The sequence below is a fragment of the Stutzerimonas stutzeri genome (genome assembly GCF_013522825.1).
Taxonomy (GTDB): domain Bacteria; phylum Pseudomonadota; class Gammaproteobacteria; order Pseudomonadales; family Pseudomonadaceae; genus Stutzerimonas; species Stutzerimonas stutzeri_AK.
Map to the genome: position 1 here is coordinate 70,036 of NZ_JAAMQZ010000014.1, position 24,867 is coordinate 94,902.

22 protein-coding genes and 1 pseudogene are annotated in these 24,867 nt (G+C 63.3%); 14 read left to right on the forward strand and 9 right to left on the reverse strand.

Annotation, left to right across the window (positions count from 1 at the left end; translation table 11 throughout):
- Positions 1 to 177 precede the first annotated feature (177 nt).
- A complete protein-coding gene (gene murJ, locus G7020_RS10870; RefSeq protein ID WP_181084264.1) occupies positions 178 to 1,650 on the forward strand; it encodes a murein biosynthesis integral membrane protein MurJ in 1,473 nt (490 codons plus the stop codon).
- 269 nt (positions 1,651 to 1,919) lie between these two features.
- On the opposite strand, the gene G7020_RS10875 is transcribed toward murJ, so the two are convergent.
- Both G7020_RS10875 and G7020_RS10880 read right to left on the reverse strand, forming a co-directional pair.
- Positions 1,920 to 5,597, reverse strand: a complete 3,678-nt coding sequence (locus G7020_RS10875) for a translocation/assembly module TamB domain-containing protein (RefSeq protein WP_181084359.1) — start codon at positions 5,595 to 5,597, stop codon at positions 1,920 to 1,922.
- Positions 5,598 to 5,605: 8 nt separating this feature from the next.
- A complete protein-coding gene (locus G7020_RS10880) occupies positions 5,606 to 7,327 on the reverse strand; it encodes an autotransporter assembly complex protein TamA (RefSeq protein WP_423835655.1) in 1,722 nt (573 codons plus the stop codon).
- Positions 7,328 to 7,502: 175 nt separating this feature from the next.
- On the opposite strand from G7020_RS10880, the gene xthA reads away from it, so the two are divergent.
- The 4 genes and pseudogenes from xthA to G7020_RS10900 all read left to right on the forward strand — a co-directional run bounded on the left by xthA (position 7,503) and on the right by G7020_RS10900 (position 11,130).
- Complete coding sequence (gene xthA, locus G7020_RS10885; RefSeq protein ID WP_181084268.1) at positions 7,503 to 8,315, forward strand: exodeoxyribonuclease III; 813 nt, start codon at positions 7,503 to 7,505, stop codon at positions 8,313 to 8,315.
- A 71-nt stretch (positions 8,316 to 8,386) separates the two neighbouring features.
- Positions 8,387 to 9,757: pseudogene (locus tag G7020_RS10890) on the forward strand (substrate-binding domain-containing protein).
- A gap of 117 nt (positions 9,758 to 9,874) precedes the next feature.
- Complete coding sequence (locus tag G7020_RS10895; protein ID WP_181084270.1) at positions 9,875 to 10,792, forward strand: LysR family transcriptional regulator; 918 nt, start codon at positions 9,875 to 9,877, stop codon at positions 10,790 to 10,792.
- Positions 10,793 to 10,851: 59 nt separating this feature from the next.
- Entirely contained in the window at positions 10,852 to 11,130 is a 279-nt protein-coding gene (locus G7020_RS10900; RefSeq protein ID WP_181084272.1) for a peptidylprolyl isomerase, read from the forward strand.
- On the opposite strand, the gene zapE is transcribed toward G7020_RS10900, so the two are convergent.
- A complete protein-coding gene (gene zapE / locus G7020_RS10905) occupies positions 11,118 to 12,242 on the reverse strand; it encodes a cell division protein ZapE (protein ID WP_181084274.1) in 1,125 nt (374 codons plus the stop codon). The genes G7020_RS10900 and zapE overlap by 13 nt on opposite strands.
- 179 nt (positions 12,243 to 12,421) lie before the next feature.
- On the opposite strand from zapE, the gene G7020_RS10910 reads away from it, so the two are divergent.
- The gene (locus G7020_RS10910; RefSeq protein ID WP_181084276.1) at positions 12,422 to 14,011 is read left to right on the forward strand and encodes an ABC-F family ATPase; all 1,590 of its coding nucleotides are present in this window, start codon (positions 12,422 to 12,424) and stop codon (positions 14,009 to 14,011) included.
- A 24-nt stretch (positions 14,012 to 14,035) separates the two neighbouring features.
- Here the strand turns inward: G7020_RS10910 and G7020_RS10915 are convergent, their stop codons facing one another.
- Entirely contained in the window at positions 14,036 to 14,413 is a 378-nt protein-coding gene (locus G7020_RS10915) for a DUF6746 family protein (protein ID WP_181084278.1), read from the reverse strand.
- A 188-nt stretch (positions 14,414 to 14,601) separates the two neighbouring features.
- Here G7020_RS10915 and G7020_RS10920 point away from each other — a divergent pair, with 188 nt between their 5' ends.
- The 4 genes from G7020_RS10920 to G7020_RS10935 all read left to right on the forward strand — a co-directional run bounded on the left by G7020_RS10920 (position 14,602) and on the right by G7020_RS10935 (position 18,591).
- Entirely contained in the window at positions 14,602 to 15,444 is an 843-nt protein-coding gene (locus tag G7020_RS10920) for a TlpA family protein disulfide reductase (protein ID WP_181084280.1), read from the forward strand.
- A gap of 102 nt (positions 15,445 to 15,546) precedes the next feature.
- The gene (locus tag G7020_RS10925) at positions 15,547 to 16,410 is read left to right on the forward strand and encodes an MBL fold metallo-hydrolase (RefSeq protein WP_181084282.1); all 864 of its coding nucleotides are present in this window, start codon (positions 15,547 to 15,549) and stop codon (positions 16,408 to 16,410) included.
- Between the two features lie 25 nt (positions 16,411 to 16,435).
- Positions 16,436 to 18,214, forward strand: coding sequence for a SulP family inorganic anion transporter (locus G7020_RS10930; protein ID WP_181084284.1), 1,779 nt, complete (start codon positions 16,436 to 16,438; stop codon positions 18,212 to 18,214).
- A complete protein-coding gene (locus G7020_RS10935; protein ID WP_181084286.1) occupies positions 18,211 to 18,591 on the forward strand; it encodes a rhodanese-like domain-containing protein in 381 nt (126 codons plus the stop codon). The genes G7020_RS10930 and G7020_RS10935 overlap by 4 nt, the downstream gene beginning before the upstream one ends.
- Positions 18,592 to 18,636: 45 nt before the next feature.
- Here G7020_RS10935 and G7020_RS10940 read toward each other — a convergent pair whose 3' ends face one another.
- From G7020_RS10940 to G7020_RS10955, 4 genes are read right to left on the reverse strand one after another with little or no spacing between them, the layout of a single operon-like run.
- The gene (locus G7020_RS10940) at positions 18,637 to 18,828 is read right to left on the reverse strand and encodes a YgaP family membrane protein (protein WP_181084288.1); all 192 of its coding nucleotides are present in this window, start codon (positions 18,826 to 18,828) and stop codon (positions 18,637 to 18,639) included.
- A 16-nt stretch (positions 18,829 to 18,844) separates the two neighbouring features.
- Positions 18,845 to 19,264 carry a DUF6691 family protein gene (locus G7020_RS10945; protein WP_181084290.1) on the reverse strand — a complete coding sequence of 140 codons (420 nt, stop codon included), beginning with the start codon at positions 19,262 to 19,264 and terminating at the stop codon, positions 18,845 to 18,847.
- 4 nt (positions 19,265 to 19,268) lie between these two features.
- Positions 19,269 to 19,703 carry a YeeE/YedE family protein gene (locus G7020_RS10950; RefSeq protein ID WP_181084292.1) on the reverse strand — a complete coding sequence of 145 codons (435 nt, stop codon included), beginning with the start codon at positions 19,701 to 19,703 and terminating at the stop codon, positions 19,269 to 19,271.
- Positions 19,703 to 20,029, reverse strand: a complete 327-nt coding sequence (locus G7020_RS10955) for an ArsR/SmtB family transcription factor (protein WP_181084294.1) — start codon at positions 20,027 to 20,029, stop codon at positions 19,703 to 19,705. The genes G7020_RS10950 and G7020_RS10955 overlap by 1 nt, the downstream gene beginning before the upstream one ends.
- 280 nt (positions 20,030 to 20,309) lie before the next feature.
- On the opposite strand from G7020_RS10955, the gene G7020_RS10960 reads away from it, so the two are divergent.
- Positions 20,310 to 20,603 (forward strand): HU family DNA-binding protein, encoded by a 294-nt coding sequence (locus G7020_RS10960; RefSeq protein ID WP_336509717.1) that lies wholly within the window; start codon positions 20,310 to 20,312, stop codon positions 20,601 to 20,603.
- Positions 20,604 to 20,671: 68 nt separating this feature from the next.
- On the opposite strand, the gene G7020_RS10965 is transcribed toward G7020_RS10960, so the two are convergent.
- Positions 20,672 to 21,439 carry an SDR family NAD(P)-dependent oxidoreductase gene (locus G7020_RS10965; RefSeq protein ID WP_181084298.1) on the reverse strand — a complete coding sequence of 256 codons (768 nt, stop codon included), beginning with the start codon at positions 21,437 to 21,439 and terminating at the stop codon, positions 20,672 to 20,674.
- A 196-nt stretch (positions 21,440 to 21,635) separates the two neighbouring features.
- Between G7020_RS10965 and mmsB the strand changes: the two genes are divergently transcribed.
- The 3 genes from mmsB to G7020_RS10980 are packed head-to-tail and all read left to right on the forward strand — an operon-like array spanning position 21,636 to position 24,793.
- Complete coding sequence (gene mmsB, locus G7020_RS10970; protein WP_181084300.1) at positions 21,636 to 22,526, forward strand: 3-hydroxyisobutyrate dehydrogenase; 891 nt, start codon at positions 21,636 to 21,638, stop codon at positions 22,524 to 22,526.
- Positions 22,527 to 22,528: 2 nt separating this feature from the next.
- Positions 22,529 to 23,584, forward strand: coding sequence for an enoyl-CoA hydratase/isomerase family protein (locus G7020_RS10975; RefSeq protein WP_181084302.1), 1,056 nt, complete (start codon positions 22,529 to 22,531; stop codon positions 23,582 to 23,584).
- Between the two features lie 57 nt (positions 23,585 to 23,641).
- Complete coding sequence (locus G7020_RS10980; RefSeq protein ID WP_181084304.1) at positions 23,642 to 24,793, forward strand: acyl-CoA dehydrogenase family protein; 1,152 nt, start codon at positions 23,642 to 23,644, stop codon at positions 24,791 to 24,793.
- The last annotated feature ends 74 nt before the right edge of the window (positions 24,794 to 24,867 follow it).

The window sequence follows — 24,867 nt, forward strand, 5'->3', positions numbered from 1 at the left end:
TTTACGGCATTTTTACGTATCGGTGCATGTTCGCACCATTCCGCGCCCGGCACAGCAGGCCCAAGTCGCTGGAACCATACCCTGGCTATCCAGTCTATGTAGCGTTCGCATCCCCCCTTTCACCGATGCGATACATCAATCCAGGCCAATCGACCATGGCCTGTACGGGATCAAGGAATGAACGCATCACTGATCATCCTGGCGTTGACCGTCGCCAGTTTTCTGCTCGGTTTCCTGCGCGACCTGTTCATCGCCCGGGCCTTTGGCCTGAGCTGGGAAGCGGACCTGATCTTCGTGGCGCTGATCCTGCCGGTCTTCTTCGAGAACTTCCTCGGCCTCGCCCTGCGCGATGCGATGATTCCCTATCTGCAGAAGCTGCGCAGCCAGTCCGAGGCGCTGTTCGCGTCCGTGGCCCGCTGGCTCTACTGGCGCGTGATGCTCATGGGCATCCTGGTCAGTGTCATCGCCATCGTCGCCAGCTACTGGCTGCTCGGGCTGCTGGCCCCCGGCTGGAGCACCGTGCAGCTCGAGGCCGGGCAACTGGTGTTCTGCGTCGGGGCGCTGCTGGTCGCGGTACAGGCCGTGCTCTACTGCCAGGGCGCGCTGCTCAATATGGATGACATCTTCGTCCTCCCGATGACCCGCACGGTGCTGCTCAACGCCGGCGCAATAATCGCCATCGTGCTGTTCCAGCCCAGCGGCATGGTGATTTTCATCGGCATGCTGCTACCGCAACTGGGATTGATCCTGGTCCAGCATCGGCGCATCACCTGTTTGCGTGTTCCGCGCAAGCTCAGCCCCCCGACAGAGAACCATGGACGCGGTTTCGGACTGGCCTTCGCGCCGGTGCTGCTGGCGGCCGGCGCGCAGCAGGGCTGCATCCTGGCCGAACGCGTCTTCGCTTCCTATCTCGAAGAAGGCAGCATCACCATGCTCTCGTTCGCCTTCCGCATCGTCAGCATTCCACTCACGCTCTATGCCCTGGCGGTGCTGGCAGTGCTCTTTCCACGCTTCGTATCGAGCTGGAACGACGAAGACTACAATGGCCACGCCAGCGTGGTGCGCAAAGGCCTGCTGGCCACGCTGCTGTTTCTGTTCCCGGCCACGGTAGTGCTCTGCTCCTTTCCCGATACGGTGGTGTCGGTGCTGCTGGAGCGGGGTCAGTTCGGCGCCGCGCAAACCGAATCCACCGCCTCGCTGGTAGTGCTATACGCGCTGGGCCTGCCGGCGATGGGGCTGGCATTGCTGTGGGGTCGCGCCCTGCTGGCCCAGCATCAGGCACGACTGTTCCTGGTCATCACGCTGATCAGCTCGGCGATGACCATCGGCCTCGACGCCCTGCTCTATCGCTCCTATGGCGCCGAAGGGCTGGCCATTGCCTTCGCCAGCGGCGCGATCCTGCAGGCGGTCTTCATGGGGCTGTACGTCTACCGCGCCACACCCCACGGCCTGGGAATCGCCGTGCTGCTGCGCTGGCTGGTCATAGGCGCGACCATTGCCGCCGCACTGCACTGGCTGCCGGCACCACACGGGCTGCTCCAGCTGTGCCTGTATATCGCGCTGGTGCTGGCCGCCTATGCCGCCGGGGTGGTTGCGCTGGGCGAGCGTGATCTGTTCAGGCCGAGTTACTGGTCGCTGAAGAAGACCTGACAAGCGGAACGTCAGGTAACGAATCATCGGATCACGCCTTTTGAAACCCGGATTACGCCTTCGGCTAATCCAGGCTACGGTCTGACGCTGTCGTAGGTTCGAACTTGTTCGACCGTTGTGCACGCAGGTGGCCGAATGAATTCGGCCCTACAGTCGAGCCAGCGAGCGGAGACAGGGGGATGAGCGTGGCGCCCGTTGGAAGCTCGCGGACACAAAAGCAGCCATTTTCCGACACTAGGCCATGCTTCGCACGACAGGCCCCTTTTCCATCAGAAGTTGCGCCGGTAGAAGATATCCAGCGAACTGGCCAGGCCGCTGGCGGCTTCGAGGAAGATGCGCCGGGTCAGTTGGTAACGCAGTGCGACGGTGTTGGCCGGCTCGAACACGCCGACGCCGTAGCGCAGCGTCAGGCGATCCGTCAGACGTCCACTGGCGACAACGCTGGTAGCGTCGCCACTGCCTTCGGTGTCGAGCTGGAAATCCTGGATGCCGAGACGCTGTGCGACGTTGCCGGTGATCGAGGCGCTGCCCGCCAGCCCCAGCCCCAGCGCCGCCTGCGCCAGCATGTTGTTGTCCCCGGTATCGGCGCCCAGCGGACGTCCCAGCACCAGATAGGCCAGCGCCTGCTCCTGGCTCATGGCCGGCTCGGCGAAGACATCCACCCGTGGCTGTTCGGCACTGCCGGTGATGCGCAGGCCGGCGGTGACGTTGTCGGCCTCGATGCGGCGGATGGCTTCGATATTCAGGAACGGCTGGGTCAGCACGCCGGTGAACAGCAGCTGCGCCCGGCGGATGGTCAGGCGCTGGCCATAGGCCCGGTAGCGGCCATTGTTGAGATTGAGTTCACCACGGGCGTCGAGGTCGTCACCAATGTGCAGATAGCCGGCCAGGTCGGCGGTGAGGCCGAAACCGGAAAAGCGCAGGCGCTCCTGGCCAACCTCGACGTCGATGTCCATGTGGATCGCCAGCGGCGTCTGCGCCTCTTCGGCCTCCTCACCGACGATCTGCGCATCGCTGCTCACCGTGACCGTGGACGGCGGCAGTTCGCGCACGACGATTTCACCACGGGGCACACTCAGCTTTCCGCTCACGGCGAGCTTTTCACCGGCCAGGTGCAAACGCAGATCAGGTTCGATTTCCAGTTCCGCATAGGGCTCGACGATTACCGGCAGATGGCTGCCACGCACGGCGATGTCCAGGTCCGGTGCATCGCGCCAGTCCAGGGTGCCGGCAATTTCGCCGCGCCCCTGCTCGCCGCTGCGCCAGTCGCCATCGATCCGTAGCTGTTCGCCATCGATCAGCGCGCGAATCTGCAACTGCTCGAAGCTGACCGGCAATTCGCTGCCTGCGATTTCACCGCCATCGAGGCGCAGCTCGCCGCGAACCCAGGGCTGCTGCAGGGAGCCGGACAGCTGGCCACTGCCGTTGAGTTGACCTTCGAGCCTATCGACCACGGTAACGAAGGGTCGCGCCACCGACAGGTCGAGAGCGCTCAGGCGGAAATCACCTTCTATATCCTTGGCTTCGCTGGCAGGGTCGATGGCCAGGCGCAGTTCCAGCGCGCCGAGTTCGCCGCCCTCGAAACGCAGGTGGCTGTCGATGCTCCGGGGCGACAGCTCGCTGGTCAGGGCCAGGGTGGCATAGGGGAACTCCAGCCACTGCTCGCCATCGCGCAGTTCCAGCGTACCGGGGCCGGCATCCACGCGAATATTGCCACTCGGGCCGGCAGCCGGCAGATCCAGCGAGATATCGGCATTGACCTCGCCCAGCCAGCGCAGGTTGTCGGGCAGATAGCTGGCCAGGGACCGTAACGGGAAATCACGCAGGCGATAACGCAGCTGCGGATCGGGCAGCAGGCGCTGGTTGTCCGCACACAGGGTCGCCGGCCCGCTCATCCAGCAGTGCGCACCGAGGGTGAAAGTGCCACTGGCCAATCGTTCCAGCGACGCCGGCTGGCGCAGCGCCCATTGCTGCCCCTCGGCCTGCAGCTCGGCGCTGCGCAGACGCCCGCGCCAGTCATCGCCACGCAGTCCGCCATCGACAGCCAGTGACAGATCGAGCAGCCCGCCCTTGAGTTGCACTGTGGCCTGATGCGCCTGCTGTGTGCCCTCGGCAGCCAGTTGCAGATCACCCAGCTCGGTATCTCCTGCCTGCAGGTTCCCGGCGCTCAGCCGGAGCTGGCCGCGCTGCCCTTCCCCCACTGCCGCGCTCAGCTCCAGGTGCTCGACCCGGTTGTCCTGCAAGGCGATCGAGCTGCCGCCGAGCTTCAGCTCGCCCTGCGGCGCCTGCGGGGTGCCCGCCAGTGTGAGATTACCCGCCAGTCGCCCTTGCAGCCCCGGCCAGAGCTGCGCCAGACGCGGCAGAGCGAGTTGCAGGTCGGCCCGCAGCGTCTCGGCCCAGCGACCACTGCCCTGAATATGGTTGTCGCCCAGGCGCAGCTCCAGCCGGGGTACATCCCAGGCGGCATCCTTGCCGTTGGCGTCCAGTTGCAGTTGCAACGGCTGCCGGCGCAAAGTGCCCGCCAGATCCAGCCGCGCCTCCGCCTGCAAGGCTTCATCGCGCAGTGCGCCTCGGCTGGCAAGGGTACCGCCGAGCTGTCCGGGCAATTCGGCCACCCAGTAGGAAGGATCGAACGCGCTCAGCGTCAGGGTCGTGTTCCAGTCGATGCCATCGGCGAAGCCCAGGCTGAGATTGCCGCTGGCCCGGCCCTGGCCGGCAATCAGTTGCAATTGCGGCAGATGGACGATGCCCAGATCGCCGCTGACGGGGCTTTGCAGGCTGAAGTCCCCGGCGGGACCGGTCAGCGCCGCGTCGAAGTTGCCCAGGTAGTTGCCATCGTCGTATTGCAGTTGCGCATCCAGCCGACGCAGCGCCACGGGCGGCTCGTCCACCTCGGGATAGAGCCGGCGCCAGGGGAAGTCACGCCAGGCCAGATCCGCTTGGCCGCGAATGCCCTCGGTCCAGCCCAGCTGCCCGCTCAGATCGATCCGTTGTTTCTCGCCGGCGTCCAGCCGAAGTGTATCGACACGCACCTGGGCGGCATCGAGCAAGGCCTCCAGCACGATGGCGACCGCGCCGCCCTCGCCTTGCAGGCTGCCGTCGCCGGCAAGGCGGTAGCCATCATCCAGATTGCCCTGGGCGCTGAGTTCGAGCCGTTCCAGGCGCAAGGCATCGGGCAGTTCCGGGCTGGCCTTGAAGCCGTCCACGGTCAGTTGCAGGTTCGCCGGCAGATCGGTCTCCAGCGGACTTATCCGGCCCCTGAGCGCAGCATCCAGATAGCCCTGGCTCTGCACGGCCAGCGCCAGGTGTTCACGCAACTCGCCGTCCACGACGATCTTCAGCGTCCAGGCCGGCATTTCGGGCGGGTGAATGGCCGCATCGCCATGCAGCTCCAGCGGCCAATCGCCGTCGGGTCGCAAGCGCCCGGCAAGAGCCAGGGTGAGGTCTTCGCGGCGCAGCTGCAGGGTTCTGATATCCAGGCCGTCACGGCGCCAATCTGCGCGCAATTGCAGGCTCTGCAGCTGCTCGACCGCATTCAGCCGCACCCGCCCCACTTCGATTCGCTCGATACGCAGCTCCAGCGGCAGCTGGATGTCCGGCAGGCTGAAAGGCTCGCTGGCCACTTCATCGCTGCCTGGCGGGAAAACCAGGTCGATATCACTGGCCTGCAGCACTTCGATACAGAGCGCCATGCGCAGCAGGCAGCGCGGTGACCAGTCCAACCGGGGCGCAGTTACCTCAACCCGGTTGCCGTCCTGTTCCCAGACCAGCCGCTCGGCCTGCCAGCGACTGCCCAGCTGTCCCTGGAACTGTTCGACCTGCACACCGGGGACCTGCCCCAAGGCCCAGCGTCCGCCCGCTGTGGTGCCCAGCAACACACCCAGCGCCAGGACCACCAGCAGCACCAGCGCAAGCGGCAGCACCAGCGTCCATGAAAGAATTCGCAGCCCTCGCCTCACAGTTCAGGCCCCATGGAAAAATGCAGGCGCACACCACCGTCGCCATCCAGCGGATGGGCCAGGTCGACCCGAATCGGCCCCACCGGCGACACCCAGCGCACGCCCAGGCCGACGCTGCTCTTGAGCGTCGGAAAATCCAGCGAATTGAAGGCGTTGCCCTGGTCGTAGAAGGTCGCCACGCGCCATTTTTCGACCACCTCGTACTGGTATTCGGCGCTGAGGGCGAGCTGGTAGCGGCCACCGATACGGTCGCCATCGGAGTTGGTCGGCGACAGGCTCTGGTAGTCATAGCCGCGCACGCTCTGGTCGCCACCGGCGAAGTAGCGCAACGACGGCGGCACGTTGGTGTATTCGTTGGTCCAGTTGCCGCCGATCTGCGCGCGCCCGAGGAAGCGGTGCCGGTCGAACAGGGTCGTCAGGCCCTTGATCGTTGCGTTGGCATGGATCAGGTCGGCATCGGAAAAGACCCCATCCTTGGCCGCGCCCAGCTCGAATTCCAACCGGTAGCCCTGGCTGGGATCGATGCGGTTGTCGCTGCGCAAAAAGCTGTAAGCGATGCCCGGCATCAGCAGCGTACTGACGCCCGAATCGTCACCCAGCTCATATTGTTCGTGACGCCATTTCAGCGACCAGACACGCTGCCAGCCGCTGGGCAGTTTGCGATGCCATTCGGGACCGACCGTAAGCAGGCGGCTGAGGCTGTCGTTGTCGCCCAGCTCTTCATATTGGTAGCCACCGGCGTAGCGCAGCTTGTCGGTGAGGGGCGGGTCCAGCGGCACGTCGTACCAGAGCCCGACGTTCTGCCGTGGCGCCGACAGCTCGCTCTCCAGGCCGTAGCTGTGGCCTTGCGGGTTGACCCAGTGGCGACGGAAATCAAAGCGCATGCGCGGCCCGACGTCGGTGGAAAAGCCCAGCCCCAGGCCCAGGGTGCGGGGATCGCGGGTGGCCAGCTGGACCACCACCGGGATGCGCTGCTGCACGGCATTGGCCGGGTTGGCATCGACCCGTACGCCTTCGAAATAGCCGCTGGACTGCATCGTCTGATTAAGCTCGGCGACCCGTTCCGAATCGTAGGGCGTGCCGGCCTCGAACGGCACCATGCGCGCCAGCAGGTCGGGATCGAACGGCGAATCGCCCTCGAAGCTCACCGCGCCCAACAGGTAACGCGGTCCACTGTCGAATACCAGTTCGACATCGGCGGCATTCTCCACCGGGTCGATGGCCAGGCGCTGGTAGGCGAAACGGCCATCGAAGAAGCCGTAGCGCGAGGCCTGGTTGAGAATGCGCTGCTTGACCTCTTCATAACGGCCATGATTGAGCACGGCCCCACTCTTGAGCGTATCGCGCGGGACCTCGAAGGCACTCAGCTGCGCCGCCGGCCCGTCCACCCGCAGGTTGATGGTGCGCAGACGCACCGGCTCGCCACGCGCGATGCGTAAGATCAGGCGCGGCTCATCGCCGCCCTGCACTTCGGTTTCGATCGTGGCGTTGTAATAACCCAGGGCCTGCAAGGCCTTTTCCGCCTGCTGTCGGGCGATGCGACTGTAACGCAGCAATTCGCGCTCGTCGCGCTCCCCCAGATCGCCGATATGGTTTTCCACGTTCTCGCGCAACGCGCGGCTGGAAGGTTCGATATTCACCTCCAGCCGCGCCGCGAAAACGGATGATGCAGAAAACAGGGCAAGGCCGACCGTCACAAAACGGCCCATTAAAGAAATACGCATGGCGCGGAATGCTAGCACGGCATAAACCCAATCCCGGTAAGACAACAACGGCGCAAGCAGGCATCAGAAGGATTCATCGCTGCCATTCACCGGTTGGACTGCCTGCGGCTGAGAGAATTCTCGACCATGAGGACTGCTAGAATCACGCTTTTTTCGGGGAGCACCACTGATGAAACTTGTTTCTTTCAATATCAATGGATTGCGGGCAAGGCCTCATCAACTGGCGGCGATCATCGAAAAGCACCAGCCGGACGTCATCGGCCTGCAGGAAACCAAGGTCGACGACGAGCAGTTTCCCCTGGCCTCCATTGAGGCTCTGGGCTACCACGTGCACTATCACGGCCAGAAAGGCCACTATGGCGTTGCCCTGCTGTCGCGCCAGGCGCCGCTGGAAATCCACAAGGGTTTTCCCGGTGATGGCGAGGAGTCGCAGAAGCGCTTTATCTGGGGCCGCTTCGCCGATGCCCAGGGTCGGGCGGTGACGGTCATGAACGGCTATTTCCCCCAGGGCGAAAGCCGCGACCATCCGGTCAAGTTTCCCGCCAAGACCAGGTTCTATGCCGACCTGCAGGCCCTGCTGGAGGAGCGCTTCACGCCGGATCAGCCGGTGGCGATCATGGGCGACTTCAATATCTCGCCCCAGGACTGCGATATCGGCATTGGCGAAGCGAACGCCAAACGCTGGCTACGCACCGGCAAGTGCAGCTTCCTGCCCGAAGAGCGCGAATGGCTGGAGCGCCTCAAAGGCTGGGGTCTGCAGGACAGCTTCCGCACGCTCAACCCGGAGGTCACTGACCGCTTCAGCTGGTTCGACTACCGCAGCCGTGGTTTCGAGGATGACCCACGTCGCGGCCTGCGCATCGACTACATCCTGACCACCGACAGCCTGCACCAGCGGGTAGTCGATGCCGGCGTGGATTACGACATCCGCGCGATGGAAAAACCCTCGGATCACTGCCCGGTGTGGATCGAACTGCGCTGATTCGAGCAGCTGTCACATAACGGTAAGCCAAACCACCTAACCTCCCCGAAATTTTATCGGGAAGTGTCTGGATGGGGCTTTCAACGTTCTTGCGCAGCATCGGTATGCGGTCGCTGTGCCTGGGATTTCTTGGAGCGTGGAGTGCCGGTTCGCTCGCGGCAAACTCAAGCGAGCCGGCACTAAGCAAAGGCAACGAGGTGTTGCGCATCCAGGGCTCGAACACGGTCGGCGCGTAACTGGCGCCGATGCTGATCGCCGGGCTGTTCGAGGCCCGTGGCTTGCAGTCGGTGCGCATCGTGGCGACCGAGCGCGAGAACGAGCAGCGCGTGCTCGGCACCAACGCCGCCGGGCGCACCTTCCATGCGCTGGTCGCTGCCCACGGCACCGGCACCGGCTTTGCCGGACTCAAGGACGGCTCCGCCGATCTGGCTGCGGCCTCACGCCCCATCAAGCAGAGCGAGTATGAAAGCCTCGCCGCATTCGGCGATCTGCGCGACGCCAATGCCGAACAGGTCATTGCCATCGATGGCCTGGCGATCATCGTCCACCCCGACAACCCCGTCGAGGCGATCAGCGTCGAACAGGTCGCCCGGCTGTTCTCCGGCGAGATCGGCAACTGGCGGGAGCTGGGTGGCAACGACCTGCGCGTGGAGGTGCATGCCCGCGACGACCAGTCCGGCACCTATGACACCTTCAAGGAACTGGTGCTCGGCACCCAGGGCAGAACGCTGTCCACGGCGGCAGCCCGTTACGAATCCAACGATCAGCTTTCCGGCACCGTAAGCAGGCGCCCCGGCGCCATCGGCTTCGTCGGCCTCGCCTCGATTGGCAATGCCCGGGCGCTGGCGATTGCCGATGGCGACTCGCTGCCGATGCTGCCCACTAACGCCTCGGTGGCTACCGAGGACTATCCGCTGTCGCGGCGCCTGTTCTTCTATGCCAGCCCCCGCCTGCAATCGCAGTGGACCCGCGACTACCTCGCCTTCGTCCACGGCCCTGCCGGCCAGGCCATCGTCGAAACCTCCGGCTACATCGCGCAGACCATCGTGCCGATCAGCCAGCCCGCGCAGCCCGACATGCCGCCCGCCTATCGACAACTGGCCAGCGAGGCGCAGCGCCTGACCGTCAACTTCCGTTTCGCCGAAGGCAACGCGCAGCTGGACAACAAGGCCCTGCGCGATATCGGGCGACTGGTGAACTACCTGAAAGCCAACGACAAAACCATGAGTTCGGCAGTGCTGGTGGGATTCGGCGATGTCCGCGAAGACTTGGCACGGGCCGAACTGCTGTCCAAACTGCGCGCCATGGCGGTACGCCGCGAACTGGTGCGCGGCGGCATTCTGGTCAGGGAAATCGATGGCCTGGGCGCGCAATTGCCCGTGGCCGCCAACACCGAGATGGGCCGTATCAAGAACCGGCGCGTGGAAGTCTGGGTGTACTGACGCTTCCACCTGCAAAAGAAAGCAGCCCATAATCCATTAAAGCTATTTTCATAGTGCAGGCTCATTCACAAGCGATATATGATCGGCGCGAATATCCCAGCCGGAGCGCCTGTGGCCATGAACCTGCACAAGGTCGACCTCAACCTGTTCATCGTCTTCGACGCCATCTACACCGAAGCCAACCTGACCCGCGCCGGGCAGATCGTCGGCATCACCCAGCCCGCCGTTTCCAACGCCCTGGCGCGCCTGCGCGATACCTTCAACGATCCCCTGTTCGTGCGCACCGCGCAGGGCATGGTGCCGACGCCGATGGCGCAGAACATCATCGGGCCGGTGCGCAATGCGCTGCAGCTGTTGCGCGTGTCGGTTCAGGAAAGCCGCACCTTCAACCCGCTGCAGGCGAACAAGACCTACCGCATCAGCATGACCGACCTCACCGAAGCGGTGGTCTTCCCGCCCCTGTTCCAGCGTCTGCGCCGCCTGGCGCCGAACGTGAAGATCGAAAGCATGCTGGCCAGGCGCCGGGAAACCACCAAGGAGCTGGCCGCTGGCCGCCTCGACTTCGCCATGGACGCCCCGCTCAACACCGACCCGCAGGTGCGTCACGTCAAGTTGTTGGAAGACCGCTATGTCTGCGCCATGCGCCGTGGTCATCCCCTGGCCAAGGACAGGCTGAGCGTCGAGGACTACCTGTCGCTGTCGCACATTCACATATCCAGTCGCCGCAGCGGCCTGGGCATGGTCGACCTGGCGCTGGGTAAGATGGGCCTGCAACGCAAGATCGCCCTGCGCTCACAGCACTACATGATGGCCACCCAGGTGATCCAGCACACAGACATGGCGGTGACGGTGCCCGAGCGCTTCGCCTGCCGCCACGACCTGCATCAGGCCATTCTGCCGGTGGACATCCCGCCGCTGGAAACCCACCTCTACTGGCACGAAAGCACCGACCAGGACCCAGCCAACCGCTGGATGCGCGAGCAGATGATCGAGATCGCCCAGCAAGTCACCGCCCAGGCGCAGCCGGAGGATTAAGGCCCGGCCCGAATGGCGCGCCATTGTTTACAATGGCGGCGTACCCGAGGAGACCTGCAATGCCCAAAGCCATGGCCCGCCACATTCTGGTAAAGACCGAAGCCGAAGCCGCGCAACTGAAGAAGCGCATCACCAATGGCGAGGCCTTCGATGTGCTGGCGAAGAAATACTCGACCTGCCCTTCCGGCAAGAAAGGCGGCGACCTGGGTGAGGTACGCCCCGGCCAGATGGTGCGCAGCATCGACCAGGTCATTTTCAAGAAGCCGCTGCGTGAAGTGCACGGGCCGGTGAAAAGCCAGTTCGGCTATCACCTGGTGCAGGTCTTCTATCGCGACTGATAGCGCTCCAGCTGCATCTCTCGCAGGCGGCTCAGGGTGCGGCGAAACGGAAAGGCCAGGTAGCCGTCCGTATAGAGTTCTTCCATGGCCACCTCGGCTTCTATATAGAGCGGCACCTGCCGGTCGTAGCACTCGTCCACCAGGGCGATGAAACGGCGGACGGCATCGTCGCGCCTGGCGAGTTGCGGCAGCTGGCGGTCACCGGCCTTCACCTGCTGCGCCGCATCTTCGGTTCCGCGGGCGATACGCCCTTCCCTCTGCTCGCCGCCCAGCGCCGGCACTTCGCTGAGCAGAATCAGCGGGAAGCGGTCACACAGCTCGATGAAATCCAGCGCCGCAAACGGTTGCTCGCACAGCTCGGCAAAGCGGCACCAGATCACCGTTTCACTGCATCGCACCACCGATAACGGGCGCCTGCCGAGGGTGACCGGCGCGGTACTGAAAACGCCGTTCGCCCGTTCATCGAATACAGCCTGCAAGGCAGAGTTGCCGCTGTCCGTATCAGCCACCCAGTAGCGTTGCAGCGCAGCACCGGGACGCAGGCGATGGTCCGCGCCGCCATCCACGTTCACCACCTGCATATGGCGCACAATGGCTTCGATGGCGGGCAGAAAACGTTCGCGATTGAAGCCGTCGGCATACAGCTGCTCTGGCGGCTGGTTGGAAGTCGCCACGATCACCACGCCCTGCTCGAACATCACCTGGAACAGCCGCCCGAGAATGATGGCATCGCCGATATCACCGACGAACAGCTCGTCGAAGCACAGCACACGCACCTCTTCGGCCAGTTCACGGGCCAGCGCCTGCAACGGATCAGCCGTACCGCCAAGCTGAAACAGACGCATGTGCACCCAGCGCATGAAGTGATGAAAATGCTGCCGTCGTGCCGGCACTCGCAGACTGGCGTGGAACTGATCCATCAGCCAGGTCTTGCCGCGCCCGACCGGCCCCCAGAGGTACACCCCAGGCACAGAGTCGTCGCTTTCGGTCCGGTGCAAGGCTTCATGACAGCGCTGCAGCGACTCGACGGCGCACAACTGCGCCGCATCACTGACGAAGCCCTCGCGGGCGATGGCTTGCTGGTAACGCGCAAGTGGAGAGGGGTATTGCATGGCACCGGCCATCCGAAAAGACAGCCGCGATGGTAGCGCGAACGGCAGCCACTTGCCCCTCGGCCCTGTCAGTCGGCACGCAAGCGCACTACACTAGCCGCCCTTTTTCGCCCGTGTGCCTGTTCGAACGCTCCAGGCCACGCCAACGGGCCGTTTCATTCTTTTCCTGGGAAAATGCCTTGATCTCTACCGCTAACATCACCCAACAGTTTGGCGCCAAGCCGCTGTTCGAGAACGTTTCCGTCAAGTTCGGCAACGGCAATCGCTATGGCCTGATCGGCGCCAACGGCTGCGGCAAGTCGACTTTCATGAAAATCCTCGGCGGGGATCTCGAGCCTTCCGCCGGTCAGGTGATGCTCGAACCCAACGTGCGCCTGGGCAAGCTGCGCCAGGACCAGTTCGCCTACGAAGACTTCAACGTCATCGATACCGTGATCATGGGTCACGAGGAGCTGTGGAAGGTCAAGGCCGAGCGCGAGCGCATCTATTCGCTGCCGGAAATGAGCGAAGAAGACGGCATGGCGGTGGCCGAACTGGAGACCGAATTCGCCGAGCTGGACGGCTACACCGCCGAATCCCGCGCCGGCGAGCTGCTGCTGGGGCTGGGCATTCCGCTGGAGCAGCACTTCGGCCCGATGAGCGAAGTCGCGCCCGGCTGGAAGCTGCGCGTATTGCTGGCGCAGGCACTGTTCTCCGACCCGGAAGTGCTGCTGCTGGACGAGCCGACCAACCACCTGGACATCAACACCATCCGCTGGCTGGAAAGCATTCTCACGGTGCGCAACAGCACCATGATCATCATTTCCCACGACCGCCACTTCCTCAACAGCGTGTGCACGCACATGGCCGACCTGGATTACGGCGAGCTGCGCCTGTTCCCCGGCAACTACGACGAGTACATGACCGCCGCCACCCAGAGCCGCGAGCGCCTGCTCTCGGACAACGCCAAGAAGAAGGCGCAGATCGCTGAGTTGCAGACTTTCGTCAGCCGCTTCTCCGCCAACGCCTCCAAGGCCAAGCAGGCCACTTCGCGCGCCAAGCTGATCGACAAGATCCAGCTCGACGAGGTCAAGCCATCCAGCCGCGTCAGCCCCTTCATCCGCTTCGAGCAGACCAAGAAGCTGCATCGCCAGGCCGTGACAGTCGATAGCCTGGCCAAGGGTTTCGATGGCAAGCCATTGTTCAAGAACTTCAGCTTCACCGTCGAAGCCGGCGAGCGCGTGGCCATCATCGGCCCCAACGGCATCGGCAAGACCACCCTGCTGCGCACACTGGTCGGCGAGCTGAAGCCTGACGCCGGCTCGGTGAAATGGACCGAAAGCGCCGAAACCGGCTATTACGCGCAGGATCATGCGGACGACTTCGAATACGACATGACCCTGTTCGACTGGATGGGCCAGTGGACCCAGGGCGGCGAGCAGCTGGTGCGCGGCACCCTGGGCCGCATGCTGTTCTCCAACGACGAAATCCTCAAATCGGTGCGGGTGATTTCCGGTGGCGAACAAGGCCGCATGCTGTTCGGCAAGCTGATCCTGCAAAAGCCCAACGTGCTAGTGATGGACGAACCCACCAACCACCTGGACATGGAATCCATCGAGGCGCTGAACCTGGCGCTGGAGAACTATCCGGGCACGCTGATCTTCGTCAGCCATGACCGCGAATTCGTCAGCTCACTGGCCACGCGCATCATCGAATTGTCCGAGTCTGGCGTGACCGACTTCAGCGGCACCTACGATGATTACCTGCGCAGCCAGGGCGTACTGGTTTAAACCCCCTCCTCCGCGCGTTCCGGTCTATTTGACCAGCGCGCGGGCACCTTCCAGATAAGCCTTGCCGCGCGCCTTGACGACATCAGGCTTGTCCGTCTCGGATGCGATGTGCACCTCTTCCAGTAGTGCTGCGGTGGTTTCCAGATCGGCCTGGATTCTCTGCAGCGCGTTTTCCAGGGTATAGGTCAGTTGGTGGACCTCATGCATGTCCATCGCCGTCAACTCGTCCTTGGCCAGGATCGCATCGAGCTTGGGGTTGTATTCGTTCAGGTTGGCAACCGCCTGCTGCGTGGTATCTGCAGGCTCGCCCTTGTAATGAGCAGGACGGGGGCTCTCGGCCCAGCTGGCGGCACTCAGGACAAGAACAATGGCCCCGCTGAACAGGCGAAATGAAGTCTGCATGGTCGCTCTCTTGGTCATGGATAGAATGCAGAAAACATAGCGTCAATGAAAATTATTCGCAATAAAGCCTGCCAATACAAAGCGCGGCCCAATGTCGCAACATCCTGCGACCCGCCCACCACGGCGTCACAGCCTCTTGCAGGGTACAGTGGCGCGGCCATCCGACGAATGAAGAAGGAACAAGACCGATGCTCACCCTGAATATTGGCCCACTGGTGCTTGGCATTCCGCAGCTGTTGCTGATGGTCAGCCTGCTACTGGCAGTGCTGACCGGCTGGTGGGTGGGCCGGCGACACCGGCGAAACCCCGAGCGCCAGGTGTTTCGTCTTCTGTTGCTGGCCCTTGTGGTGGCGCGGCTGGCCTTCGTGGTGGTGTATTTCGAGGCATTCAGCGACAACTGGTGGGGCATGCTGGATATCCGCGACGGCGGTTTTATCCCCTGGCCCGGCATTCTCGCCGCATTGCTGGCCGGCGGCTGGCTGCTCTGGCGCAACGCCGAGCTGCGCAAACCACTGGGCGCCGCGCTGGCCGTGGGCGTGCTGAGCTGGGGCTTCAGCAACCTTGGCTGGCACGCTTTCGAGCAAGGCACGCGCCTGCCCGAGATGGCCTTGCGTGACATTTCAGGTGCGCCGGTCAAGCTGGAGGATTACACCGGCAAGCCGCTGGTGATCAATCTCTGGGCTACCTGGTGCCCGCCCTGTCGCCGGGAAATGCCGGTGCTGGCCGAAGCCCAGGAAAACCACGATGAAGTCGTCTTCCTGTTCGTCAACCAGGGCGAAGGTGAAGGCGAAATCACCCGTTTCCTGCAAGGCAGCGGCCTCGATCTGCGCAATCTGCTGATCGACAGCGGTGGCCGGCTCGGTCAGCACGTCGGCTCGCAGGCCCTGCCGACGACCCTGTTCTATGATGCCCAGGGTCGGCAAGTGGGCAGTCATCTGGGCGAGCTGTCCCGCGCCAGCCTGTCTCATGCCCTCAAGGCCCTGCAACCTGACTCATACGCTCAGGATCAGGCGCTGCAGGCCAATAAATAACCATAGAACCGAAATAACAACACACAGGTAGTCTTCATCGACCTGCTGGGCTAGCATTGACCAATACCCTACGGGGTATTAAAAATACAGGAGCCTAGTCAGTTGACAGCCAGCATCGAAGCCTTTTTCGACTCCGATACCTCGACCTACAGCTATGTGGTGAGCGATCCGGCAACCCGTCAGTGTGCCCTGATCGACCCGGTGCTGGACTATGATCCGGCATCCGGTCGGACTTCACTGCAAAGCGCCGAGCGTCTGCTGGCTCATGTCCACCGGCACGACCTCAAGGTGCAGTGGATTCTCGAAACCCACGTACATGCCGATCACCTCAGCGCTGCGCCCTGGCTCAAGGCACGGCTCGGCGGCACGCTGGCCATCGGCGACCACATCACCCAGGTGCAGAAGGTCTTCGGTCCACTGTTCAATGCAGGGGACGGCTTCGTCACCGACGGCAGCCAGTTCGATCAACTGTTCAGCGATGGCGAAGGCTTCCAGGTCGGCACGCTCCCGGCGCAGGCCATCCATACGCCCGGCCATACCCCGGCCTGCATGAGCTATCTGATCGGCGACGCACTATTCGTCGGCGATACCCTGTTCATGCCCGACTACGGCACTGCCCGCTGCGACTTTCCCGGCGGCGATGCGCGCACGCTCTATCGGTCGATCCACAAGCTCTTCCAGTTGCCCAGCGCAACACGCCTGTTCGTGTGCCACGATTACCTGCCACCCGGACGCGAGCAGCATCTGTACGAAACCACCGTGGGCGCCTCGCGCCGGGATAACATTCATGTCCATGACGGCATCGGTGAAGAGGCATTCGTCGCCATGCGTACCGCGCGCGATGCCACCCTGGACATGCCGACGCTGATTCTGCCCGCCGTGCAGGTCAATATGCGCGCCGGTGAACTGCCGCCAGCCGAAGCCAACGGCGTCCAATACCTGAAGATTCCACTGAACCAGCTGTAAACATGACAGCAAACGAAATCCTTCGATGAAATCCCGACTGGCACGCTACCTGCCCTGCCTGCAATGGGCCGCGACCTATGACCGCAACGCGGCGGGCCGCGACAGCCTGGCGGCGGTGATCGTCACCCTGATGCTGATTCCGCAGAGCCTCGCCTACGCCATGCTGGCCGGGCTGCCGGCGATCAGCGGGCTGTATGCCAGCATCCTGCCGCTGATCGCCTACACCCTGTTCGGCACCAGCCGCACGCTGTCGGTTGGCCCGGTGGCGGTGATCTCGCTGATGACCGCGGCAGCGCTGGGGCCGCTGTTCATTGCCGGCAGCGCCGAATATGCCGGTGCCGCGCTGGTGCTGGCCTTGCTCTCCGGGGTCCTGCTGCTGGGCATGGCGCTGCTGCGCCTGGGATTTCTGGCGAATTTTCTCAGCCATCCGGTGATTTCCGGCTTTATCAGCGCTTCGGCCATTCTCATCGCCCTGAGCCAGTTCAAGCATATCCTCGGCATCCATGTGGAAGGCGATAACGCGGTGATGCTGTTGATCAGGCTGCTGCAGGGGTTACCGCAGACACAGCTGCCCACCCTCGCCATCGGCGGCGCCAGCCTGCTGTTTCTCTATCTGTCGCGACGCCATCTGGGCAACTGGCTGGGCGCGCTGGGCCTGGCGCCACGGCTCGCCGACAGTCTTGGCAAGATCGGCCCGATCATGGCCCTGCTGGCCTCGATTCTGCTCGTCAGAGCACTGGACCTGACCACTGTCGGCGTGCAGGTCGTGGGCGTCGTTCCCCAGGGCCTGCCGACGATCAGCCTGCCAGAACTGGATCTCGCGCTACTGCGGCAACTGCTGCCCGCCGCCCTGCTGATCAGCTTGGTGGGCTTCGTCGAATCGGTATCGGTCGGCCAGACCCTGGCCGCCAGGCGCCGCGAACGCATCGAGCCCAACCAGGAGCTGGTCGCGCTGGGCAGCGCCAATATCGCCGCGGCGTTCAGCGGCGGCCTGCCGGTCAGCGGGGGCTTCTCCCGCTCCGTGGTGAACTTCGATGCCGGCGCCCGAACCCCCATGGCCGGCGTCCTGGCGGCGGTCGGCATCGCCATCACCGCGCTGTTCTTCACGCCGTTGCTGCATGATCTGCCACATGCGGTGCTGGCCGCGACCATCATCGTCGCAGTGCTGAGCCTGGTGGATCTGGGCGCGCTCGGACGCATCTGGCGTTATTCCCGCCAGGACGGCGCGGCCATGGCGGCGAGCATGCTCGGCGTACTGCTGATCGGGGTCGAAGCGGGCATTCTGCTCGGTGCCGGGCTGTCGCTGTTGCTGTTTCTCTGGCGTACCAGCCAGCCCCATGTGGCAGTGGTCGGACAGGTGCCGGGCAGCGAGCATTTCCGCAACGTCGAGCGCTACGCCGTGATCGAGAGCAGCAAGGTACTGTCCGTGCGGGTGGATGAAAGCCTTTACTTCCCCAACGCACGTTTTCTCGAAGACCGAATCGCCAAACTCATCGGCCAGTATCCGGATGCCGAGCATCTGGTACTGATGTGTCCCGGCATCAACCTGATCGACGCCAGTGCTCTGGAAAGCCTGGAAACCATCAGTGAGCGGCTACGGGCCGCCGGTGTCCAGCTGCATTTATCGGAGGTCAAGAGTCCGGTGATGGACAGGCTGCGCAAGTCGGATTTTCTCCAGCATTTCGGCGGCCAGGTGTTTCTCAGCCAGTTCGAAGCTCTGAAAACCCTCGCCCCCGACACCACGCGCCAGGCGCTCGATGGCGCACATTCACCCTCACTTTCAGAGAGGCAAGCGGAACCATGAAAAGCGCACACGACCTTGTCGAGCAGGCACGCTCGAAGATCACTGAAGTCCCTTCGACAAACGCATCAGCAGCCATCAGCGAGGCCGATGTAGTGATCGATGTACGTGAAGCCGACGAATATCACGCCGGCCATATCAATGGCGCCCTGAACATTCCACGCGGCCTGCTGGAATTCAAGCTCGCCGCCATGCCGGAACTCAGCCCTCGCGATACGCGCATCGTCCTTTACTGCAAGACCAGTGGCCGCGCCGCGCTGGCCGCCGTTTCACTGCAGGAAATGGGCTACTTCGCGGTCCGTTCCATTGCCGGGGGCTTCGATGCCTGGACCGAAGCCGGTCTGCCGGTCATTCACCCGGAGATGCCCAGCTTCGACTGAGCCCGCCGGCAGCCGAGTCCGAGCCCGGCTGCCGAAGCGCCCTTGCTAGCCGCGCAGCTTGCACGTATTGATGCCCAACAGGCGATAGGCCGGACAGAAACGGAAAATGCCGGTGGCGACGGGCAGCAGGCCGATCCAGCCCCAGAGGCCGATGACACCCGCCAGCGTCAGCCCGATCAGGACCAGGCCAACGATTATCCGAAGGGCGCGATCAAGGGTTCCGATATTGCTTTTCATCTGACTGACCTCCAGGTCATGGTGTGCGCCGGGATTCCAGCGCAGAGAACAGAAACATGCCGGCGAGCATGGCGAGCACGAACAGCGGAACCTGCCAATACCCACTGAGCAGCATCGCCACGGCAGGACCGGGGCAGATGCCGGCGATACCCCAGCCGATGCCGAACAGCAATCCGCCGCCAATCAGCCGTCGATCGATATCGCGCTTTTGTGGAAGCCGCATGGGCACATCCAGCAGCGAGCGTGACTGACGCTTCGCCCAGTTCAACGGCAGGATGGCCGCTCCTATGGCGCCGACCATCACCAGCGCCAGCGAGGGGTCCCAGGCACCGGCCAGATCGAGAAAACCCAGCACCTCGGCCGGGTTGGCCATGCCGGACAGCAGCAGGCCGATACCAAACACCAGGCCGGCCATCAACGCAGTCAGTTGACGCATCCGTTCAACCTCCCATGACGTGACGCAGGACGAACACCGTGGCAAACCCCGCCGCCATGAACGTCAAGGTGGCCACCAGCGAACGCGGCGACAGCCGCGAAAGGCCGCAAACCCCATGCCCACTGGTACAACCCGCGCCATAGCGCGTGCCGACACCGACCAGCAAGCCGGCCAGCAGCAGCGCCGGCCAGCCGCTTTCGAAAGTGACCGAAGGCAGCTCGGTAAAAACCGACCAGAGCAGCGGCGTCAGCAATATGCCCAGGATGAACAGCCCTTTTTCCAGTCGCCCTTCGGCGCCCTCTTCCACCAGACTGGCCAGCAGACCACTGATGCCGGCGATGCGGCCATTGCACGCGGCAAAGAAGCCGGCGGACAGGCCGATCAGGGCACCACCAGCCAACGCACTCCAGGGGCTGACATTCAGCCAGTCAATCGTCATCAGCGCGCTTCCCTCTCGCAAAACAGTCTGTACAGAGTGGAAATGACTGCCAAAGCCTCCGGACTGCTGATCCGGTAATGAATCTGCTTGCCGTCACGGCGGGTCGCCACCAAGCCTTCACGGCGCAGCACGGCCAGCTGCTGCGACAGGGTCGGCTGCTGAATCCCAAGCAGGGTTTCCAGCTCGCTGACATTGCGCTCGCCCTGGGACAGCTGGCAGAGCAACAACAGGCGATCGGCATTGCCCAGCGCCTTGAGCAACTGGCTCGCCTCGGCAGCATTGACCTTGAGCTGCTGAATATTCAGCGTGTGAGATTCGCTATTCATACGGCCATTCACTTAATTAAAAAACAATATATTTATTTATAGATTGTAATACAAGTATACCCCAGCCTGTATTTGATACCGCCGAAAATGGCAGGGGCAGGCTTGCCGGGATAGCTGAACCCTTGCCTACGGTGAAGGTCCAGAGCTCAAGCGCATCCGCTCTACCACGCTTCCAGCACCGTATGCGCCACCGGTATCAGGCGCCGGAGTCGTTATTTTTTGAAAAAGAGGGAATTTGCCGCAGGCGACGAAGCACGACGCTGCCTATACTGACCACCCCATCCAATCTGGAGCCATACCTGTGAACAAAGCCGAGTTGATTGAAGCGATCGCCGCCTCTGCGGACATTCCAAAATCCACCGCAACCCGCGTACTCGATGCCTTTACCGAAAGCGTCACCAACACCCTGCAGAACGGTGACAGCGTTACCCTGGTCGGCTTCGGCACCTTTGCCGTCAAGGAGCGCGCCGCCCGCGACGGTCGTAACCCGCAGACTGGCGCCACCATCAAGATTTCTGCCGCAAAGCTGCCAGGCTTCAAGCCAGGCAAGACACTCAAGGATGCAGTGAACTGATTCCGCTGGTCAGGCGCTGGCGCTCAGCTGAACACAGCGCCTGACACACCCCTCCTTTCGCAGCCGCGTCACACCTTGTCGCGATCAATCGCAAAACCCGCCCAGGCCTGCCGCGACGGCATGATTTCCAGCCGATTGATATTGATATGCGCCGGCAATGTGGCGACGTAGAAAATCTGCTCGGCGATATCTTCCGCAGTCAGCGGTGTAGTCGTGCTGTACAGCGCATCGGATGCCGCCTGGTCGCCCTTGTTACGCACCAGGGTGAACTCCGTCTCGGCCAGGCCCGGCGCGATATCCGTGACCCGCACACCGGTAGCCACCAGATCGCAACGCAGGTTGTAGCTGAACTGCTGCACGAAGGCCTTGCTGGCGCCATAGACATGGCTGCCCGGATAGGGCCAGGAGCCTGCAACCGAGCCGATATTGATAATGCTGGCGCCCTTGCCCGTCTCGATCAGCGTCGGCAGCAGCGTGTGGGTGACATTGACCAGCCCGGTGATATTGGTATCGATCATCGTGTGCCAGTCATTCAGATCGGTCTGCTGCGCCAACTCGGGGGCCAGTGCCAGGCCGGCGTTATTGACCAGGCAAGTGACCTGACGAAACCCCTCGGGCAGTTGCGCGATCACCTCTTTCACCGCTTCGATACTGCGCACATCAAGGCTGGCGATATGCACCGGCACTTTGGCTTCCAGCTCTTCTTTCAGCATCTCCAGCCGTTCGAAACGGCGCCCCGTCAGCACCAGCGACCAGCCATCTTCGGCGAAACGGCGTGCAGTGGCACGACCGAACCCGGACGTGGCGCCGGTGATGAAAACGACCTTGCTGTTCATGCGTATCCTCTCGAATGGCGACGCCCGTAGAGACATCGCGGTTGTCTGTAGGCAGGCTATGGTCCGTCCTCGGGACGAAAATTTCGAGCGCTTTTCGCCGCCGTCGCAAATAAAGGCGCCCGCTTCGTGACGGCCCACCGCTCCAGGCCTGCTAGGCTCAAAACAACGGCACCGCCTACAAAAACAGGAAACATCCATGCATATCGGTTTTCTCGGACTCGGCAACATGGGTGGGCCCATGGCCCGCAACCTGCTCAAGGCCGGACATCGACTCAGCGTCTTCGATCCTTCCACCACGGCGCTCGCCGGCCTGATGGAAGCCGGCGCTCAGGCAGCCGCCTCGCCGATCGCCATCGCTCAGGCGGGCGTCGAGGTCATCATCAGCATGCTGCCGGCGGCGGCGCATGTGCGGCAGGTCTATCTCGGCGATGACGGGTTGCTGGGTCATGTCCCGGCAAGCGTGCTGCTGATCGACTGCTCCACCATCGACCCCATGACTGCCCGCGAAGTCGCCGCGACGGCGGCCAGCCAGGGCAACCCGATGCTCGACGCGCCCGTATCCGGCGGCACGGTGGGCGCGGCAGCCGGCACCCTGACCTTCATGGTCGGCGGCAACGAGGCGGACTTTCAGAAGGCCGAGCCGATTCTCGCGACGATGGGCAAGAACATCGTCCACTGCGGCGACAGCGGCAACGGCCAGGTGGCCAAAGTCGCCAACAACCTGCTGTTGGGCATTTCCATGATCGGCGTGGCCGAAGCCATGTCCCTGGGCGTCGCCCTCGGCATGGACGCCAAGGTGCTGGCCGGCGTGATCAATGCCTCCAGTGGCCGCTGCTGGAGTTCGGAAATCTACAATCCTTTTCCCGGCGTCGTGGAAAACAGCCCCGCCTCACGCGGCTACAGCGGCGGTTTCGGCAGCGACCTGATGCTCAAGGACCTGGGCTTGGCCAGCGAGGCGGCCAGACAGGTGCGTCAGCCGGTTATCCTCGGAGCACTCGCCCAGCAGCTCTACCAGGCCTTCAGCCTGGAGGGCGACGGCGCGCTGGATTTCTCTGCGATCATCAAACTCTACCGTCAGGAACACTGAGCATGTCCCCAACCGAAGCACCCGTACTGGTCGAAGTTCGCAACCGCATCGGCTACCTCACCCTCAATCGTCCGACCGGCCTGAACGCCGTGACCCTGCCGATGGTGCGTATCCTGCACCGCCAGTTGCAGCAATGGGCAGATGATCAGGAGATCCTGGCCGTGGTCCTGCGCGCCGCCGGGGAAAAGGCCTTCTGCGCCGGCGGCGATATCCGCATGCTCTACGACAGCCACAAGAATGGCGACAACCTGCGCTGGGACTTCTTCGAAGAAGAGTACGCGCTGGACCAGTACATTCACGCCTATAGCAAGCCGCTGTTGGCGCTGATGAATGGCTACGTGCTCGGCGGCGGCATGGGCCTGGTTCAGGGCGCCTCGCTGCGGGTAATTTCCGAACGCACGCGCATGGGCATGCCGGAAGTCGGCATCGGCTATTTCCCGGATGTCGGCGGCAGCTACTTTCTGCCGCGCGTGCCTGGCAACCTCGGTATCTACATGGGCGTGACCGGCAACCATGTGGACGCCGCCGATGCCCTGTACACCGGGCTCGCCGACCATTGTGTGCCCCACGAACGCTTCGCCGAGCTCCAGCAGCGCCTCGACCAGCAGGACTGGAGTGCTCCGGCCAGCGAAATCCTCGATAACCTGCTCGCCTCGATGGCCGCCAGCGAACTGCCAGAGGCGTCGTTCAAGTCCCTGGCGCCGGCCATCGAACAGCACTTCGGCCACGACAGCATCCCGGCGATCCTCGACTCCCTGGCAGCCGAACAACGCCCCGAGTACCGCGACTGGGCTGTCGAAACCCTGAAGACCCTCGACAGCCGTTCGCCACTGGCGGTCAGCGCTACCCTGGAAATGCTCCGGCGCGGACGCACATTATCCCTTGCCGAATGCTTTGCCATGGAACTGCATCTGGATCGCCAGTGGTTCGACCGTGGCGACCTCATCGAAGGCGTGCGCGCGCTGATCGTGGACAAGGACAGGAATCCGCGCTGGAACCCACCTACGCTGGCTGAAGTCACCCCACAGCGTATCGCCGATTTTTTTAAACGTTCGTAGGAGCGGGCCATCCTCAACAGCCAGCTCAAACACCCTCTGAACGGAAGGATCGCCGCCATGCACGACATCGAACTCACCGAAGAGCAGCGCATGATCCGCGACATGGCACGCGATTTCGTCCGCGCCGAGGTCGCACCCAAGGCCCTGGCCTGGGCCAAAGCCGGCTGGATCGACGATCAGGTCGTGACGCACATGGGCGAACTCGGCCTGCTCGGCATGATCGTGCCCGAGCCCTGGGGCGGCAGTTATGTCGATTACGTCGCCTATGCGCTGGCCGTCGAGGAAATCTCCGCCGGCGATGGTGCCCTCGGCGCATTGATGAGCGTGCACAGTTCGGTCGGCTGCGGGCCGATCCTCAAGTACGGCACCGCCGAGCAGCAGAACCTGTGGCTGCCCGATCTTGCCGCTGGCCGCGCCATCGGCTGCTTCGCCCTGACCGAACCGCAGGCCGGCTCCGAGGCACACAACCTGCGTACCCGCGCTGTACTGGAAAATGGCGAATGGGTCATCAACGGCGCCAAGCAGTTCGTCAGCAACGGCAGGCGCGCGAAGATCGCCATCGTTTTCGCCGTCACCGACCCCGAACTGGGCAAGAAGGGACTGTCGGCATTTCTGGTACCTACCGACAATCCCGGTTTCGTCGTCGACCGCCTGGAAAAAAAGATGGGGCTGCGCGCCTCGGACACCTGCGGCGTGAGCCTGCGCGACTGCCGTATCCCCGAGGCCAACCTGCTCGGCCCGCGCGGCAAGGGCCTGGCCATCGCCCTGTCGAATCTGGAAGGCGGTCGCATCGGCATCGCCGCCCAGGCGCTGGGCATCGCCCGTGCGGCATTCGAGGCGGCGCTGGCCTATGCGCGTGAGCGCGTGCAGTTCGACAAGCCCATCATCGAGCACCAGAGCGTGTCCAACATGCTCGCCGACATGCACACCCGGCTCAATGCGGCGCGCCTGCTGATCCTGCATGCCGCACGCCTGCGCAGCGCCGAGCTGCCGTGCCTGTCGGAGGCTTCCCAGGCCAAGCTGTTCGCCTCCGAGGCCGCCGAGTACGTCTGCTCCAAGGCCATGCAGATCCACGGCGGCTATGGCTATCTGGAGGACTATCCGGTGGAGCGCTACTACCGCGACGCACGCATCACCCAGATCTACGAAGGCACCAGCGAGATCCAGCGCCTGCTGATCGCCCGGGAGCTGAGCAATTACGATCTTTGATCCTGCAGACGCAAAAAAGGGCGGACTTTTCAGTCCACCCTTCGCTTTGACACCCTTAAAGCCTAGCCGAAACG